20 protein-coding genes are annotated in these 16,967 nt (G+C 58.5%); 12 read left to right on the forward strand and 8 right to left on the reverse strand.

Annotated features, from left to right (window positions below; all coding sequences use genetic code 11):
* The first annotated feature begins 53 nt into the window (after positions 1-53).
* From L6439_RS21120 to L6439_RS21145, 6 genes are all read left to right on the forward strand, one after another.
* Complete coding sequence (locus tag L6439_RS21120; protein WP_213469205.1) at positions 54-623, forward strand: class I SAM-dependent methyltransferase; 570 nt, start codon at positions 54-56, stop codon at positions 621-623.
* Between the two features lie 86 nt (positions 624-709).
* Positions 710-1,258: a CatB-related O-acetyltransferase gene (locus tag L6439_RS21125; RefSeq protein ID WP_213469280.1), complete on the forward strand. Its 549-nt coding sequence runs from the start codon at positions 710-712 to the stop codon at positions 1,256-1,258.
* Between the two features lie 19 nt (positions 1,259-1,277).
* Positions 1,278-1,976 carry a class I SAM-dependent methyltransferase gene (locus L6439_RS21130; RefSeq protein WP_168180093.1) on the forward strand — a complete coding sequence of 233 codons (699 nt, stop codon included), beginning with the start codon at positions 1,278-1,280 and terminating at the stop codon, positions 1,974-1,976.
* A gap of 82 nt (positions 1,977-2,058) precedes the next feature.
* On the forward strand, positions 2,059-2,280 hold the full coding sequence (locus L6439_RS21135; RefSeq protein ID WP_213469208.1) for a hypothetical protein: 222 nt from the start codon (positions 2,059-2,061) through the stop codon (positions 2,278-2,280).
* 261 nt (positions 2,281-2,541) lie between these two features.
* Positions 2,542-3,177: a hypothetical protein gene (locus L6439_RS21140; protein ID WP_168180092.1), complete on the forward strand. Its 636-nt coding sequence runs from the start codon at positions 2,542-2,544 to the stop codon at positions 3,175-3,177.
* Positions 3,178-3,277: 100 nt separating this feature from the next.
* Positions 3,278-3,913 (forward strand): histones H3 and H4, encoded by a 636-nt coding sequence (locus tag L6439_RS21145; protein WP_168180091.1) that lies wholly within the window; start codon positions 3,278-3,280, stop codon positions 3,911-3,913.
* A 59-nt stretch (positions 3,914-3,972) separates the two neighbouring features.
* Here the strand turns inward: L6439_RS21145 and L6439_RS21150 are convergent, their stop codons facing one another.
* From L6439_RS21150 to L6439_RS21160, 3 genes are read right to left on the reverse strand one after another with little or no spacing between them, the layout of a single operon-like run.
* Positions 3,973-4,377: a M67 family metallopeptidase gene (locus L6439_RS21150; RefSeq protein ID WP_213469210.1), complete on the reverse strand. Its 405-nt coding sequence runs from the start codon at positions 4,375-4,377 to the stop codon at positions 3,973-3,975.
* A gap of 1 nt (position 4,378) precedes the next feature.
* Positions 4,379-5,992: a prolipoprotein diacylglyceryl transferase gene (locus L6439_RS21155; protein WP_213469211.1), complete on the reverse strand. Its 1,614-nt coding sequence runs from the start codon at positions 5,990-5,992 to the stop codon at positions 4,379-4,381.
* Positions 5,993-6,030: 38 nt separating this feature from the next.
* Positions 6,031-7,308: a carboxylesterase gene (locus tag L6439_RS21160; RefSeq protein WP_168180088.1), complete on the reverse strand. Its 1,278-nt coding sequence runs from the start codon at positions 7,306-7,308 to the stop codon at positions 6,031-6,033.
* 103 nt (positions 7,309-7,411) lie between these two features.
* Between L6439_RS21160 and L6439_RS21165 the strand changes: the two genes are divergently transcribed.
* Positions 7,412-8,068: a BMQ_0737 family morphogenetic spore coat protein gene (locus tag L6439_RS21165; protein WP_168180087.1), complete on the forward strand. Its 657-nt coding sequence runs from the start codon at positions 7,412-7,414 to the stop codon at positions 8,066-8,068.
* Positions 8,069-8,162: 94 nt separating this feature from the next.
* Positions 8,163-9,146, forward strand: coding sequence for a CgeB family protein (locus tag L6439_RS21170; RefSeq protein WP_213469212.1), 984 nt, complete (start codon positions 8,163-8,165; stop codon positions 9,144-9,146).
* A 50-nt stretch (positions 9,147-9,196) separates the two neighbouring features.
* On the opposite strand, the gene L6439_RS21175 is transcribed toward L6439_RS21170, so the two are convergent.
* Complete coding sequence (locus tag L6439_RS21175) at positions 9,197-9,544, reverse strand: DUF1360 domain-containing protein (protein WP_213469213.1); 348 nt, start codon at positions 9,542-9,544, stop codon at positions 9,197-9,199.
* 133 nt (positions 9,545-9,677) lie between these two features.
* On the opposite strand from L6439_RS21175, the gene ytxJ reads away from it, so the two are divergent.
* A complete protein-coding gene (ytxJ, locus tag L6439_RS21180) occupies positions 9,678-10,040 on the forward strand; it encodes a bacillithiol system redox-active protein YtxJ (RefSeq protein WP_168180084.1) in 363 nt (120 codons plus the stop codon).
* On the opposite strand, the gene selD is transcribed toward ytxJ, so the two are convergent.
* Positions 10,037-11,110, reverse strand: coding sequence for a selenide, water dikinase SelD (gene selD / locus L6439_RS21185; RefSeq protein WP_168180083.1), 1,074 nt, complete (start codon positions 11,108-11,110; stop codon positions 10,037-10,039). The genes ytxJ and selD overlap by 4 nt on opposite strands.
* Before the next feature lie 278 nt (positions 11,111-11,388).
* On the opposite strand from selD, the gene L6439_RS21190 reads away from it, so the two are divergent.
* The 3 genes from L6439_RS21190 (at position 11,389) to L6439_RS21200 (ending at position 14,269) form a co-directional block, all read left to right on the forward strand.
* Positions 11,389-12,087: a response regulator transcription factor gene (locus L6439_RS21190; RefSeq protein ID WP_213469214.1), complete on the forward strand. Its 699-nt coding sequence runs from the start codon at positions 11,389-11,391 to the stop codon at positions 12,085-12,087.
* Positions 12,087-13,448, forward strand: a complete 1,362-nt coding sequence (locus L6439_RS21195; RefSeq protein WP_213469215.1) for a sensor histidine kinase — start codon at positions 12,087-12,089, stop codon at positions 13,446-13,448. Before L6439_RS21190 ends, L6439_RS21195 begins: the two co-directional genes overlap by 1 nt.
* A 92-nt stretch (positions 13,449-13,540) precedes the next feature.
* Complete coding sequence (locus L6439_RS21200; protein WP_213469216.1) at positions 13,541-14,269, forward strand: hypothetical protein; 729 nt, start codon at positions 13,541-13,543, stop codon at positions 14,267-14,269.
* 241 nt (positions 14,270-14,510) lie between these two features.
* Here the strand turns inward: L6439_RS21200 and L6439_RS21205 are convergent, their stop codons facing one another.
* The 3 genes from L6439_RS21205 to L6439_RS21215 form a co-directional block, all read right to left on the reverse strand.
* Positions 14,511-15,107: an extracellular solute-binding protein gene (locus tag L6439_RS21205; RefSeq protein WP_237096573.1), complete on the reverse strand. Its 597-nt coding sequence runs from the start codon at positions 15,105-15,107 to the stop codon at positions 14,511-14,513.
* Positions 15,108-15,124: 17 nt separating this feature from the next.
* A complete protein-coding gene (locus tag L6439_RS21210) occupies positions 15,125-15,337 on the reverse strand; it encodes a hypothetical protein (protein ID WP_168180079.1) in 213 nt (70 codons plus the stop codon).
* Positions 15,338-15,491: 154 nt separating this feature from the next.
* Positions 15,492-16,853, reverse strand: a complete 1,362-nt coding sequence (locus L6439_RS21215; protein ID WP_237096574.1) for an ABC transporter substrate-binding protein — start codon at positions 16,851-16,853, stop codon at positions 15,492-15,494.
* Between the last annotated feature and the right edge of the window lie 114 nt (positions 16,854-16,967).

A 16,967-nucleotide genomic window follows, 5' to 3' on the forward strand; every position in this document is an offset into this window, starting at 1 on the left:
CTTCTGTCCCGGGGTGATCCGTCACCCCGGACCAGGCGAATAAGGAGGGCATCATGAGACAAATTATCAAAAATTTAGTTGGCATCTGCGCACAGATTTTGCCTTGCGAAGAGCCGATTTATGAATTCGGTTCCTATCAGGTGGAAGGTCAGGTTGGATTTGCGGACTTGCGCCCATTTTTCCCGGGAAAGACGTATGTCGGCTGCGATATGCGGCCGGGCACCGGCGTCGATCTCATCCTCGATCTCCATCAAATCGCGCTCCCTGACGAGACGGCCGGGATGGTGCTCTCGCTCGACACGCTGGAGCATGTCGAGGATCCGCGGCTTGCGCTGTCCGAGATTCATCGCATCCTGAAGCCGAACGGCATCGTCATCATCAGCTCGGTGATGAATTTCGCGATACATGATTACCCTGAGGACTATTGGCGCTTCACGCCGCAAGCCTTCGCCAGCATTTTGAAGCCGTTCGATACGGTCCTTACGGATTATGCCGGGGAAGCCTTGTTCCCGCATACGGTCATCGGCGTCGGCATCAAGGGAAGCGCGGTGCCGGAGCCGGTCGTGACGCAGCTCCGCCATGCTTTGGCCATGTGGAGAGAAAACAGCTACCACCAGCATTAACCTTCGCCATGCGCAGCGGATCCGCATGATAGGATTCATGACGGTTCACGCCGGCTTCAGGCCGGTAGGAGGGAGGAATGGAAGAGATGAGCGTCTTTATGAACCAAAACCCGGCCTATTCCGCCTACTCCATCGGGGATTGGAGCTACGGTCACCCCGATGTGTTCTCCTGGGGGGAAGGAGCGACCCTGACCATCGGCAAGTTCTGCTCCTTTGCCGCACGGATTACGATTTTGCTGGGAGGGGAGCACAATGTCGACTGGGTGACGACCTACCCGTTCAATCCGATTTTTCCGAAGGCTTCCTCTTTTGCTGGGCATCCGAAGACCAAGGGCAATGTAGATATCGGCCATGACGTCTGGATTGGAATGGACTCCTACGTGCTGTCGGGGGTCACGATCGGCCATGGGGCCGTCATTGCGGCCCGCAGCACCGTCTCCAAGGATATTCCGCCGTATGCGATTGCCGGCGGCAACCCGGCGCGGGTCATCCGGTACCGCTTCCCGCCGCATCTCATCGAGGGCCTGCTGCGCATCGCCTGGTGGGACTGGCCGCTGGAGCAGATTCAAGCCGCTTGGCCGCTGATGCTCTCGAATCGAGTAGAAGAGTTCGTCCAGCTATATTCACCCCGATAACGATGGAGGGAGAGCGACATTGATCCATTTTTGGCATGGGATTATACGCCCTGTACTGGAGCTTGCCCGGCCTGCGACCATCGTCGAGGTCGGCTGTGCCCAAGGGTTGAATACGTTGAATCTTCTCAGCTATGTCCGATCGGTTCCGCAAGGCCGCCTCGTCGCCGTCGATCCTTCGCCTCAGTTCGATGTCGGCGCACTGCAGCAGCAGTTCGGCAGCGCCTTCGTCATGATTCCCGACTTCAGTCTGAACGTGCTGCCACAGATGGGGCCTTGCGACGCTGCGCTGCTGGACGGGGATCATAATTGGTATACCGTCTATCATGAACTGAAGGCACTGGAAGGACACGGACGATACCCGATCGTGTTTTTGCATGATTTGGAATGGCCTTACGGCAGAAGAGATATGTATTATTTTCCGGAGTCGATTCCCGAAGCTTACCGGAAGCCGAGCGCCCGCAAGGGCATGCTGCCGGGAGTCAATGAACTGGTCGAGAGCGGACATAATTCATCCGTGCATAATGCGGAGTACGAGTACGGGGAGAGAAATGGCGTCTTGACCGCCGTAGAAGACTTCCTCCGGGATACCCGGCTTCGCCTCCGGCTGCACCGGGCCCGAAGCCAGCACGGCCTCGGAATCATCGTTCCGGACGAATCGGTTCAGGACCATCAATTGAACGAGGCCATTCATTTTATCGTTGCCGCCTCGGGCCTGTAGCGCCAGGGCGAAGCACTGCCTTGATCCGCAGAACGACTATCATCTGCGGATCATTGGCATGCGCTCACGATGTTATTGACGAATGAACATTGCGGAGAACATCATTCCGCAAGCTCCGCCTGAGGCGATGCCTTGCCTGCCTGATATAGAGACAATTCATCATCTTGGGCGGCATCTGCCGACGTTCATCGGGGCGGGACAAGCCCGGGCTCCGCAACGGTTCCCGGCCCTGTTCACGATGGCTTTTTGCGGCCTTCTCTGGCGCTCTCCTCACTTGGAACGGCTAATCGCAGATGGGGTGTAGGCGAGAAGAAGCTGCGAACGGTTACTAGAAAGACAGTCTACTAACCAACGCTCACAGACTGCTATGATATGTCAATCGTAGTTTTAACACACCCATCTTCACAGCGGCATTTTCCATCACTCCATTCCGCCGTGCCCTACAAGATTGTGTGAATGAATCTAGTAAATTCATCCAAGCGAAGCTTATCCCTCCTTCATAAATTAGTAACGTAGGAGGACATCCCACCGTCCTTCGAACACATAGTGAAGGAGGTTTTTCCTTATGCCGCTCATTCCTATTCAACGGCTTACCAGCAGCACGGCCAATGTCGTCTCTGCTCCGGATCGGGTAACGGCCGTGAACAGTCTCTTGGCAGGAGCCCCAGCCAATGTCGTCAACGTCGGCAATGCGCCAAGGATCTGGCCTCAACTCGCCAAGTTCGATAATGACAATACCGTGTTCGCGGCCGCGCCAAATCCGCAATTCGTCTGGACACAGCCAGTCTTTATTCCGGGCGAGACGCATGGATTCGCCGCCGCCTCGCTTACGATCCCGCTGCAGCTCGGCCTGATCAATGACTTCTTGATTGCGCTGACCGTCTTTGCGGACAACGCGGTAACGGCACGCATTCAAGCCGTCTCCTCGCTCGGCATCAACTTGTTCCCGGTGCCGGGGCTGGACGTCGATTTGATTGCGGGCTCTCTCGACCCGACAACCGGATTGACGACGGATGTCGCTAACCCGTATAACTGGCAAAATGTCCGTTTCTATTCGATTCCGGCTTCTCTTGGACTGATATCTATCAATATCGGCGTTCGCTTCATCTTCTCGTTCCAGGTAACGAACTACTTTACGACCGGCGCTCTCAACACGGCCGGCCTCGCCTTTGCCGCCGATATTTATCAGAATCTTATCTAATTGATTCGCCCCTTATTTGCGATTCCAAGTTGTGCTGCATAACTTCCGCCATGCTCGCGCTTTGCGGGCATGGCAGCCTGTTTTGAAGGAGGAGACCGTCATGCCCCTGATTCCGATTCAACGGGTCGTCAGCCATGAGCGCAGCGTTATCTCGGCAGCCGACAGAGCCGCAGCGGCGGCGCAGCTCTTGGCCGGAGGCGCTCCCAATGTCGTCCATACGGCCAAGCTGGCTTGGCAAGAAAGCGTTCTCGCTTCCCTCGTCGATAACCACAGCGACTTCCTCCCGGGTCCGATGCCCGAGCTGATCGCCCCGGCCGCCGGTCCCAAGCAAAGCGAAAGCAGAGGGTTCGCTGCCCAGACCTACCCGATCCGGCTGGAAGTTCCTCATCCGATTCTGATCCGCTTCTGCATATACGATCCGACCCGCACCCATTTCCAGATCGAACTCTGCAATATCGAGAAGCTCAATATGCTGGATGCTCCCCTTCACCTCAATATCGGAGGGCGGTTGTCCACGTCCCTGTTCTGCTCGCGGACAGCCGATCGGCGCAGCGGCAAGGCAACGCAGCTAATACGCTGCTATAGCATCCCGATCCAGTTCGATCCGGCTTTTATCGGGCTTGATGTCCAATTTCTCTTCTCCTTCGAGCAAGCCGGCTCACCTTCCTCGGGCGGGCCTCCTCTGAGCGGGTTCGCTTTCGCGGCCGAGGTCTATCAATCCGTGCATGGCAAATAGCCGTGCCGACTCGATGCACGGCGCAGCCATCGTTCATTCCTGACACGAACATCAACCTTTTATAGGCTGACAATCAATATCCGCTCTTCCTTGACCGTCCCTTCTGCTATGCGGAAGCTGCGGACGCGAGGGCGTATCCGCCGCAGCGAGACGATGAGATACGAGCAGGAGAAGGCCGCATGCTCGACATCGAAGGAAGAAGGATAGGGGGGACCGGTCGGATGGGAATGATACAGCCCCAGCAGCTGCTCGCCGAAGCTCTCCATATCGCGCAGGGCCTTCTCCAGCTCCTCGCCGTCCATCGCGAAGGCGACCGGGCTCTGATCCGTGTTGCGGATGCGCCAGCATCGGGCGGCGATGCCATCGCGGCCGGACAGCAGTCCGCAGGCTTCCAGGGGCTTTTCCTTGATGCAGTGGCCAACCATATCGCGATAGGCTTGAGCCGTCATGTGAATCGCATCCATGCTACGGCTTGCGGCTCCTCTCCCTGTCCATGGCAAGCATATGAAACGGCTCCGGCTTGGTCCGCTTGTCAGCGGACTGCTGCGACTGGTTCAGTTGGCTTACATAGCTGAAAAAAGACGGCTGGGGCTGATGTTTTCTGTCCGGATCCCGGGGCACCCGGTTGCCGGAATGCGATTGGAGCCATAAGAACATGGAGTAATTGGGCGTGCGCGGCTTCGCTTCCTGCTCCGCTGCCGTGTCATCCTTCCCGTTCGTTGCGGCCTCTCCCGAAGAAGCTGAAGCCTCTTCTTGCTCAGCTTGAATGTCGGAATGAACCTGTTCTTCCGGGAGCGAAGCTGCGGCCTCCGTCTCTTCCCGAGCACGTTCCGCCTCATCTGCCGGGTTCCCGTTCCCTGCGGGCAGGGCCGCCCCTTCAGGCTCTTCACCTGCAGCCTGCCCGGTGGCCGGCCTTGCCGATGCAGGCTTCGGCGCTTCGCCGGGTTCCCGCTCAATCGTCTCGGGCTTCTCCCCTTCCGCCTGCGGCGCTTCCGTCTGTTGCGCTTCCGCCTGCTGCGCCAGAAGGACCGCCGCTGGCGCCTCCTCCGCCTCCGCCCGTTCCTTCCGGAGCGGTTCCTGTCCGTTCTCCTCCTGTGCCTTCTCCGCCTGCGCCAGCTCTGCCCGGATCGGCTTCAGTTCGGTTATTCCCGGCTGAGGCGCTTCTTGCCTTACCTCCTGGACGGACTCCGCCTGCTCCGGTAACGCCTTCCGTTCTTCGGCCGGCTCCTTCGAGCCCCCTTCCTGCCGCGGCGGGTCCCCCTGCCCTTCCTCTGCCGGTTCGAGGACGAGATCCGCCCCTTGGGCTCCCGCCTCCCCGTTCTTCATCGGGCTCTTCTCGCTTGGCCCAGGCTCCCGGGAGCCCGCCGCCGCCTCGGACGCGGCGGGCCGAGGCAATGGATACCCCGCCTCGATCTGGCGCTCTTCCAATAGCCGCAGCTGCTTGATCAGTTCCATCAGCGGCTTCTTGCCGAAAAATATCGTTGCCGCGCCGACAACGCCATCGGTTAACTGCTGCCGCTCCTCTGCCCCCATGCCGTCAAAGCCGCCGTAAGCCAGCCCGACCAGATTCAGCGCCTGTCCCGGCTGGGGCAAAATATAACTCAGTCCGCTCTTCCAATGAAAGCTCACACCCTGAATCGGCATATCGCTGTATCTGGCGATGTTCTGGACCAACAGGTTGGCGAGCTGCCGGCTTGCCTTCATCTGATGCAGGAAATAATACACGACGACTTCCTTCTTCTCCTCGCCGGCCGGCTGCAGCGTCAGCCACATGCTCTGCTTGCCGCTCTCCCACTCCTCGGAGCAGCGTTCGCGATCTTGTTCCGTCTCGATAATCCACACATGGAATCCGGCGTGCTTCAACGAATCGCACATCATTTGCAGCAGCGGGGACGCCCCGCTCCCTCCCTTGTTCTCCAGCGCGATTTGATATTTATGAAGCGGATTGACTACATTCAAGATTTGCTTGTTTTTATCCAGATGAAAAGTAAATGAATGCTTCCCCAGAAGTTGATACACGTCGGGCACATACTCGTCGGCTATCGTGCACAGCGGCTTCGCATTGATCTGAATTTCCATATCGTCCTCCTCGCTTTCCGGGCACACTGGTCCTTCTATCATATGAAAGTCAGCGAGATCGGTTCCGCTCCTGCCCAGTTTTGCAGTTCATGAATTTCCGCCAGCAAGGACCGCTCCTTCGCCTGCAGCCGTTCGTAACAAGCCATCAGCTCCTCCAGGCGAAGCCGCCGGTTCTCCACATTCGTCTCCAAGCGGCGTATCTTATGGGCGGCATCGTCAGCCTGTGCCATGATCCAATCGAACATCTCGCTCAAATGCGAGGGCATCCAGGACAAGGTCTCCCCGTCTGTCAAGAGAAGCTCCCGCTGCAGCAGGGGAAATACATCGAAGAAGCCAAGAGAACGCAGGTGAGGATAGCCGGTACCCAATACCGGCCGGGGAGCCGCATGGCCAGGCCCCTTCTCCATTCCTTGCACGATGCGCAGCTTCGCCTCCGGCGCCAGGCGGATGTCGCTGAAGGCGGACCAGTCCGCTCCCCTGTTCGGAGAGCGGGCACAACTCATGCGATTGCCTTCCATAATATAGAGCAGGAAGACCTGCTCTCCCATCCACAGAAAATAAGGCTGCGGCACGCATTCCCCAAAGTGAATCTTCAGCGGCGAACATGAACGGACGTCGGTCCGATCATTGGCGTAGTAGCACTTGGCCGCCGCACCGCTTCGAATGGACCAGGCCGCATGAGGCCGCCCGCCGCGATCGAGCGACAGGCAGATTCGCCACCGTTGCTGCGGCTGGCGGGAGGCGAAGAGTCTCCGCCACATCGCCTCATCCGCCCCCGGCTCCAGCTCGAGAAGATCCAGCGTATGGACTTCACCATTATCCTGCAGCCGATGAAAGAGACCGTACAGCCGGCCCTCCCCGCTGACGGCATAAGCCGCATCCCTCACCTGCATGGCAGTGGAAGCGCAATCCGGGAACGGGATCTCCGCGTCCTTCCATGCTCCCTCCGCCGGAATCCGGATTACGCATCGGTTCTGTCCCTCAGCGGCGGCGACGCTGCACAGGCGGAGGCCGGAACGATCCCGGTACAGATACGGAAACGATCCGCCGGACCGGCCAGCGATGCGGACTTCCCGGCGCATCCCGGTCAACGGATGATACTTGGCATGATACAATCCGTCCTCCGTCTCCAGCAGCATATCGTACTGATCGTCAGACAGCAGCAAGCTGAAGCGGCGGACCGGATAAGGAGCGGGAAGCAAGGTCCGGAGCGGCTTCCCTTCCAGCGGGTACAAGATATGCTCCAACGCGCCGCCGCTCGTTACGCCCATCCAATGCGAACCGCTTCGATCATGGATGTAATGCGCTTTTTCCATCCGCATCCCTCCAAAAAAAACACTGGGGTTTCGTCACCTTTTTATGGGTCCCTCCATAGACTGTAATTGAATTTGAAATCTAAAAAGGAGGCCTGGAACATACATGGAGAGCAAGTTGGTTCAAGGGCAACAGGCGCCCCCCGAATATTTGCCTTTACCCTCTCTGGAATGTATAGAGGTTCCCAAAATATTCGACTGGGTACTGAAAACGACCCAAATAGTTGATGAATCCACGGTTGACTCAGATTGCTTGCCTCTGCCACTTTCGTTTCGTATTGAGGCCAGAGTTCTTGACGTGAATTGCGAAGAAAAAGTCGGATCCACTCGTGAAAACGTGGTGGTTACGATAGGCGGCAGACCGGTTACTTTGCAGCGGGTAGTGCTGCGGAAGTTCGGTACGTATGAAGTCACAATCATCAATACAGGGGTCACGCCGAACGTCATTCATTGCCGGTTCACGAAGAGCTTCCTCCGCTTCGAGAAAGTTCTGCTGTGCGCCCCTCCGGGAACCGATATCGATTGCCATATCGTACCGGAAGCGACGACGATCGATGTGCTGGATATCGTCAATAATACATTCGTGAACGTGGATATCGTCATTTGCCAGAGCATTCAAGTGAAGGCGACGGTCAAAATGATGGTAGAAGCCGAATTGTGCCAGCCGCGCGCCGAAATCCCGATCCCTGAAAGTCCTTGCGTTGTCACCTTCCCTCAACAATGCCCTGACGTCTTCCCAGGTGCACCATATCCGTTCCCTTAATAATCGAATGCCGTTCGCTTGGGGTGGTGGGCTCAACCACCCCCTTTTTTACTCACGATTTTCCGGCTTCCATGCCGTCAAGCAAGGAGGGCCCATGAAGCTATATTACATCGCATCCGGCTATCGGAGGCCGATTGATATATTGGATAATGCGCTTATCAAGGCCTTGACGCAGCGTTTTCAGGAGGTCACTTTTTTTCTGTCCAACCGGACGCCGTATTCCCAATTGCTTCCCGACATCCGCCGCGCCGCCCCGGATTATGTGCTCACAATGGTCGGGCCGAGATCATTTCTTCCGGCCGGGAGCATCCGCACGGTGCGGGCGATGGGAATTCGTACGGGAGCATGGTTCGTGGATGATCCGTATGCCATCGACAATTCCCTGCCCATAGCCCGGGAATACGATGACGTGTTCACGATCGATTCGGGCTGCGTCCCTTACTATGCGCGCAGCGGGTGCGCCCGAGTGCATCACCTGCCGCTCGGGACCGATACGGATATTTTCCGCCCGTACGCGGTGCATCCGACATATCAGCATGATGTATGCTTTTTGGGTACAGGGTATGAGAACCGGCTTGGATTTATGAAGGAAATGCTGCGGTATGTCGAACGGAATGTGCGGGTGCAGCTTATCGGCCATTTCTGGGATTCGGTGGATTGGTCTTCCGGCTGCGTGCCAAGCATACGGGGAAAATGGGTGAACTTCTCGGAGACGCCCCGATATTTCAACGGCGCCAGCATCGTGCTCAATATTCACCGGAGCGAGGATGACCCGCTCCTCGACAAGAACCGGAGCGGCGCGCCCGGACACAGCATCAATAACCGGACCTTCGACATTGCGGCCTGCCGGGCCTTTCAGCTGACCGATTACCGGCCCGATCTGCCCTTGTTCTACCAGCCGGGAGAGGAGATCGTCTGCTTCGATTCGCCGAGGGAATGCGCCGAGCTCATCCACCGCTATCTGCATGACCGCCCTGCGCGGGACGAGATAGCCGGCCGGGCCTACCGGAGGACCGTGGCCGGGCATACCTTCGCCGATCGCCTGGATGCATTGCTGTCGCTGATTCGCTCGACTTGATTCCGGGCCGGCACGACATGGAGCAATAGACAAAAGGGCGAGCCGAAGACTCACCCTTTGACATAAGATTCAACGATGCCCGCCGCTCCGGCAATGGCCAGCAGCAGCACAAGCGGAAATATCAGGTCCGGAATGAGCAGATACCCAGCCACCAAAAAGGCCGCCGACCAAATGCCGACGCACCAGTAGCACGTCAGCAGCTTGCGCATGAAGGCATGGAAGCGGCCGCCCTTCTCATCGACGACGGCGTACATCATGCCGGATTCATCCGTCTCGAACCGTTCCTCGACGAAGGGACGGCGGACGAAGGACAGAATCTCATCGAACACAATCAGACGGGTCAGACGGTAACTCGCCAAGATGAGCAATAGCAGTGTTATCCATGATATGTCCCACACGAACAGACTACCCCCTCGGATGCATCGCTGCGCGGATCAGTTCCATTGTATGGCGCTGCCGCCCTGGCTAGAACCGGGTATTCCGCCGCTATGCCCTGTCATCCGATGGCCGGAACAAGGAGGAAAAGCCCCGATGTCAGGACTCCCGATCATTCAATCCGATGAGCAGCTTACCCGCATGCTTCACCTATCCGCCGAGAAGCCGCTGCTCTTATATAAGCACAGTTCCCAATGCGGATCGAGCAAGGTCGCGCATGTCGGGATTAATCATTTCGTGAACCGCTATCCGGAGGTTGCCTCCCGCTTCGCGATCGGCGTCATCCGGGTCGTGGAGGAGACGCATTTGTCCGATCGCGTGGCGCGGGATCTCGGAATTCCGCATGTGTCTCCGCAGATTCTGCTCGTCCGCCAAGGGCGGGTCGTCTGGCATGCCGGGCACCAGCAGATCAATTCGCAGCAGCTATGCCGGGCCGCGATGCTGTACGGCCAGCCTTAACGGGGCGAGCCGGCTTCCGCGCCGGTGACGCGAATCTCATGCGCGTGCTCGGCGACGACTTCACCGATGCATGCCGCCGCGACGCCCCGCTCCCGCATGGCGGCCACGAGCGGTTCCGCATCCTCAGCCGCGACAGACAGCAGCAGCCCGCCGGAGGTGACGGCATCGCACAGAATCCACTGCGCGATCTCGTCCAGCCGTTCATCGAACCGGACGCTGTCCTGCACATGGCGGAAGTTGTTCTTCGTTCCGCCGGGAACCGCTCCGCTCTCCGCGAGCTCGCGGACGCGCGGCAGGACAGGCACCTGCTCCGCGTAGATATGAAGCCCGGCTCCGCTTCCCTTGGCCATCTCCAGACTGTGGCCCATCAGGCCGAACCCGGTCACATCCGTGCAGGCATGGACGCGGAAATCCGCCATGGCCTCGGCGGCGGTCTTGTTCAGCGTCGTCATCGTGCGGGTGACGAGCTCGATCTCCTCCGGCCGAAGCAGATCCCGCTTCAGCGACGTCGTCATAATGCCGACGCCGATCGGCTTCGTCAGGATCAGCTTGTCGCCTGGACGAGCACCCGCATTGGTCAATACCCGGTCCGGGTGGATCAGGCCGGTGACCGCCATGCCGAACTTCGGCTCCGGATCGTCGATCGAATGGCCGCCCACCAGCGTCGCTCCCGCCTCGGCAACCTTGTCTCCAGCCCCCCGCAAAATATCGGCAAGCACCGATTTGTCCAGCTTGGAGATCGGGAACGCGACAATATTGAGCGCCGTCAACGGCTTGCCGCCCATCGCATAGATATCGCTAAGCGCATTGGCCGCAGCCACTTGGCCGAAGGAATACGGATCATCGACAATCGGCGTGAAAAAATCAACGGTCTGCACGAGCGCCAGATCGTCGTTGAGCCGGAAGACGCCGGCGTCGTCGCTTGTATCCAATCCGACCAGAAGATCCGGATGCTTCTCCGTCTTCGGGAGCTGGCGCAGCACCTGGGACAGATCGGCCGGACCTATTTTGCAGCCGCAGCCTCCTTTGCTTGATAAGGCCGTCAAACGGACTTGAGATTGTTGTTCCATCTCGCTTCATCTCCTCAATATGGCGTGCATGATATGTCACTATTTTACCACATATACCGGGCTTGACGCAGGGAAGCCGACGGCCGGCGCACAAGGCCCGCCCAAGTATTCATTTGGCCTATTTCATTTTTTCTTTGACAAAAAAACGATTCATTGATATACCATATATTAATGAAAACATGCACATTTTTGGATGTAAGCGCTTCCCTTTCAATTGAAAAGACCTTCGCTTCATTTGTGTTTTTGAACAACCTCTACAAGTTCAAGGGGGTAAAGGGATGGACATTATGATCGTCGAAGACGAAGCTTCCGTCCGGGATATTCTCAAATCGTATTTCGTGAACGAAGGGTGGAAGGTGCACCTCTCAAGCGACGGACAGGATGCGATGAAGAAGATCCAGCTCTACAAGCTGGATTTGATCGTGCTCGATTTAATGATTCCCGGCATGCCGGGAGAGGAAGTATGCCGGAATATTAGACGGATGTCCAATGTGCCCCTCATCATGATCACCTCCAAGGCGCGGGAGACCGATATGATCAACGGCCTCAATCTCGGCGCGGACGATTATATTACGAAGCCGTTCCGGGCAAGAGAGGTTATCGCTCGCATTCATGCCCTTCAGCGCAGAATCAACATTATGAACAACTCGAACCGCAACATCATCTATTTCAACCGCCGGCGGTTCATGGTCAATTTCGAGCTGGAGGATGTCTTTCTCGACGGCAAGGCCGCCAACCTGACGGCTACCGAGTTCAGAACCTTGAGCATCCTCGTCCGCAAGCCCGGCAAAGTATTCAGCAGGCACGACTTGTCCTATGAGGTGCAAGGCTACCGGTTTATCGGGGACGGACGCGTCATGGACGTCCATATCCGCAACATCCGCAAAAAAATCGAGGAAGATCCGAAAAATCCGCAATACATTGTGACCAAAATAGGATCCGGCTATAAATTCAATTTCCCGCTGGATGATGATTGATGGCGCGCTGGAATGCATATCGGCTCCGCACGCGCACGTTTTTGTGCCTTGCGCTCGCGTGCCTCTCCTTCGCGGCCCTAACCGGCCTGTATCTGGCCTTGAGGTATGACTGGAAGCAACAACTGGCCTCGTATAAGCGGCAGGCTGCCGCCGAATACACCTATCATTTGCTGTATGCCGTCCGGCAGCAGACGGCCTTGCTCTCGAACGATGCCGAATGGAGAGCCGCCTTGCAGGAAGCGGCCCATGCCTTCACCATTCCGATCCGGTATTACGGTCCGGACGGCGAGACGATTCGGGCGGATTTCGTTCCCCAACATGCCGCGCCGCCCGCGTATACGGTTCAGCTGCCCGTCGTCATCGACGGCCGCATCGACGGTTATTTGAAGGCCTACTATGACCTCGATCAAGGCTTGCATTCGCCAGCCATCGCGCAGTTGGAACGACAGCTTCGGCACCGGAGCCTGTATGTTCTGCTCGCCTGCTCTCTTGCCGCGCTGCTGCTGTCGGTCTATGCCGCCTCTCGCTGGAGCCGCGGAATCCGCCGGGCGGGGCAATTGTCGGACGCTGTCGTTACCGGTAACAGGAAGATTGTCGTTCCACCGTGCGGAACGATAGAGATTGCCGGCCTGATTCGGACCATCAACAGCCTGCTTGACGATCTCGAGCGCCATGAAGCTTGGCGCAAGCAGTTAATGCAAGATCTGACCCATGAGCTGAGGACCCCGCTTACCGCGGTGCTTTCCCGCTTAGACGCGATAATTGACGGGATTTATCCCTTAACGACGGAAAATATGTTGAGCATTCTGGCCGATATCGAACGGCTGTACCGCCTCATCGAAGATATGGAGAAGCTGTCGGAGGCGGAGGGCGCCCGCTTCGAATTGAATCTGACGCGAATCAATATGTCTCAGATGGTGAAGGGCGTGTATGAGGGGTTCCTGTTCCTGTCGAAAGAAAAAGAGATTCGCTTCGTGTTCGACAAGCCGCTGACTCCCTTTTATCTCGACGTCGATCCCGATCGGGTCGCGCAAATTTTGTCCAACGTCATCTACAATGCCATTAAATATACGCCCCGCGGCGGAACGGTCGTCCTCGGGATGGAGCGCGAGAACGGCCATATGCTCCTGTACTGCCGCGACGACGGCGTCGGCATCGCCGAGGAGGATCTGCCGCGCATCTTCGACCGCTTCTACCGCGCGGACAAATCGCGCTCCCGGGACAGCGGCGGACTGGGCGTCGGCCTAAGCATCGCCAAGGCGCTCGTCGAGGCGCACCAGGGCGCGATCTGGGCGGAGAGCGCGCCGGGGAAGGGCTCTACCTTTTGGATAAGGCTCCCGGAACCGAAGTCAACCGGATAAGCGCGTTGCCCCAGGCTGCGGCAAGGCGCGCCCGCCCTTCCGCGCAAAGGAGACACCGAAGCCGCGGGACCACGAGACAGAGGAGGATATCCATGCCGCTTACTCAAGCCGTGCGCTGCTTGCGCCGCAATCCGATCATCGCCTTCGTGCCGATGCTGCTCGATCTCGGCATTCTCGCGCTGAGCGTCGCCTGGTCCGGCTGGTACCTGACGTCCCAATGGAGCTACCGCATCGTGCTGGAAATGGGCCTGCCTTCGATCATGCACCTGTACAATCTGCCGTTCACCTGGGCACAGCTGCTTCTCATCGCGGTCTGGTCCTTCGCCCAGGGCGGCTATATCAAGGCGCTCGCCACGGCATGCGAGGGCGGTATCGCCGACCCCGATCAGATGGCACGAAGCAGCCTGGTCTTCTGGGTGCCGTTTCTTGGCCTGAATATCGCGGTGCTGCTTGCCAAGGCTGCCGTCTCTTCCCTGCTGATTATGCTTTTCGGCTCCATCGGGGCCGGCGCTTCCCTGCTCGCTTTCGCGGCGCTGCGGATCGTATTTATCTATCTCGAATTCACTATCGTTGCCGACCGGCTCCATTTCGACGCCGCCTTGCGCCGCAGCGCGCATTATTTCAAGCGGAACTGGCCGTCGGCGCTTGCGATGGCCCTGCTGCTCGTGGCGGCTTCCGGCGCGGCCAGCTTGGCGGCGAATCGGTTCGCGGCCCCGGCTGCGGTCCTCCTGATCATCGTGCTCTACAGCGTGATGATGTCCCTCCTCCAGACCGCGATGATGCTCACGCTTTACGAGGCGAAGCGGTGGAGCGAAGGGTAACGCGCTCCGGCCGGCGCCGCATCCTGCCGCGGAAGTTCGCTGCGTACCCCGGCAGGATGCGGCCGTTGCCGGGCCGGCGGAGGCCTCGGGCTTCATGCCGGGAACTCCCGCCCCGCTATTTTTTCACCTCCATATCTTTGACGATTCCCGCATACTCCTCCTTCATTTCCCGTAAAAAGGTCGCTGTGTCCCTGCCCGGCATCTTGACAAAATCTTTCGCTTTCAAGTGGATGAAGTCGTCCTAGTTGAAGGCAATAAGCGGGCCGTATGGAGAATAGACCGCAATCGGGGCCGGCTTCTGCTCGAATATCGGGGCGATGTTGTACGTTTTGCCGCTCTCTTCGATATGCATGGAGGCGTATTGCTCGACCGATTTCTCGCTGTTCATGGTCGGCGGGCTGCCTGCGCGGGACAGCACCATCTGTCCCGCCTCCGACGGCAGATAGGCGACGACGGCCCAGGCGGCATCCTTGTGCCGGCTATGCTTGTTGATGCTGACGGGCACGGCCGGGGCCGTCGGTCCGATTCCCGGGCGAGCCGGCCATTCCGGGACCGACACGATGCCGAAATCGAGGCCCTCGACCGCATTATTGAGCGGCAGATGCTGGAGCTGGCCGATATACATCGCCACATTCTGCTCATTGCTGAAGCTGTACGCATAACCGCTCGTATCGATCATCCCGGGAATGTTGCGGTATTTGTCCAGCAGCTCAAAAAATTGCTCGAACGCCGGCTCCTTCGCAAACAGCGCTTCCCCCGTCTCCGGATCGGTGCCATTCACCCCAAGCTGGGAAAAAGCATGGGAATAGTAACCGAACGAGAAGCCTTTGTCTTTCACCCCGTCGCGCTCGGTCGTCAGCTTCTATAGGCGGGCTCCGTCGTCTTCGCCGGCCCTCCCTTCGCTTCCGGCTCCTGGCCTTCCCCGGCCGCAGGCGCGGAGGAAGGATCGCCGGTTGCCGTCTGCCCCGGGGAGGCTGGCGGTTCTTCCGCCCGCGAACCGCTGCAGCCCGCAAGCAGCGCGGCCATCGCGAGAATGGCGATAAGCAGAATGGAAACAGTCTTTTTCATGATATGAACGGCTCCCTTCAATAACCGAAATCAGCGAACCCAACGGGATATGCGGGTACCCGGCTTCAACCGCGAAGGCGGAAGCCGGGCTGCGTGATGCGGAACGGGGGTGGCCTGTGAGCGGCAGGAGAGCGGAGGCAGTTGCTGGCGCATCTTAATTTTTGTTTTTCTTTTCCTTCACGATCGCGGCGTAATCGTCATCCATTTTGCGGAGGAACGTAGGCACGTCGTCTCCCGACTTCAGGAACGGCCCCACCTGGGAACCGACATAGTTCGTCCCGTACAGCAGTATATCCGGGCCGAACGGGCTGTACAAGGCCGGCTTCGCCTGTTGAAGCGAATAGATCCCTTTGACGTTCATGTCCCGCTCCAGCACATCGGCGGCGAACTGCTCGAGAATGCTCTGATCGGAAGAGACGGACGGCACATCCTTGCGGGTCAGCCGCACCTGCTGCTCATCCATGAGCAAATATTGCAAAATATCGAGCGCTTCGTCGATATGCTTGCTCTGCTTGCTGATCGCCACAGTCAGCGGCAGCGTCGAAGGTCCGACGCCCGGAAGGTCCGGCCATACCGGAAAGCTGACGACATCATAGTCGAGGTCGCCCGAATAGTACGGGAGCGTGTTCGCGATCAATCCGAGACTCATCGCGACGTCTCCCTTGGTGAAATCATAGCTGATATCCGGCTCCCAATTGCCCGGGATGTCGGCTACCCGCTTCACCATCTCGAAAAAGCGGGCGAATGCCGGATCCTTCGAGAAGCGCGGCTCCCCGGTCTCCGGATCCGTTCCGTGGGCCGAGAGCTGAGTCATCGCCTGAGACATGAAGCTCAAGGCCAATCCGCGATACGGAATGCCGTCCCGCTCTCCGGTCACCTTGGCGGCCAGATCGATCACCTCATCCCAGGTCATGCCGTCGGCCGGGTAAGGAGCGCCGAACTTGTCGAAGACCGCCTTGTTGTAATGGAGCGCTACCGCCACGTCCTCGATCGGAATGCCCAGCAAGCGCCCCTGCCCTTCCGGGTCGCGGGCGCGCAGGGCCTCCACGATGCCCGGCCGGATCTTGCTGAAGTCGAAGTCGCGCTCCTTCAACAGATCATCCAGGGGAAGGAGCATATCTTTTTCCTTCAGCACGTCGAACCCGTCCGTCGTCAAGATAATATCCGGCACGACGCCCTGGGCGAACAGCTCGTCGAATTCTTCCGCGTTGGCGAATTTGCCCGTAGCCTCGATCGCGATGTGCGGGAATTTCTCCCTCGTGCCTTCCAGGAATCGCATCTCCACCTGCTCCTTGCTCCACGGCGCCATGAAGATGAGCTTGACCGGATCGCCGCTCCCGGCGGGCGGTGCCGCTTGCTCGCCTTGCCCTTCCACGCCTTCGTTCGCCTTCGCGGAAGCCGTCTCCGGCGCAGCCTGCCCGGACTCGCCGCCGCTGGAGCCGCATGCCGACAGCATGAATGTGAATACGAATGTTAAGATAAGAAGAAAGCCGATTTTGCGCTGCTTCATTTTCATTCATCCCCCTCCAGTGTAAACTCTGTCAATTCGAGTATTCATTCGCCGAATCTCCACAGCGAGACGCTCGGCTGCGGCAGCTTCAGGCCGGCCACGGCCGCGCGCGCCTGATCG

This window comes from Paenibacillus dendritiformis, assembly GCF_021654795.1.
Classification (GTDB): Bacteria; Bacillota; Bacilli; order Paenibacillales; family Paenibacillaceae; genus Paenibacillus_B.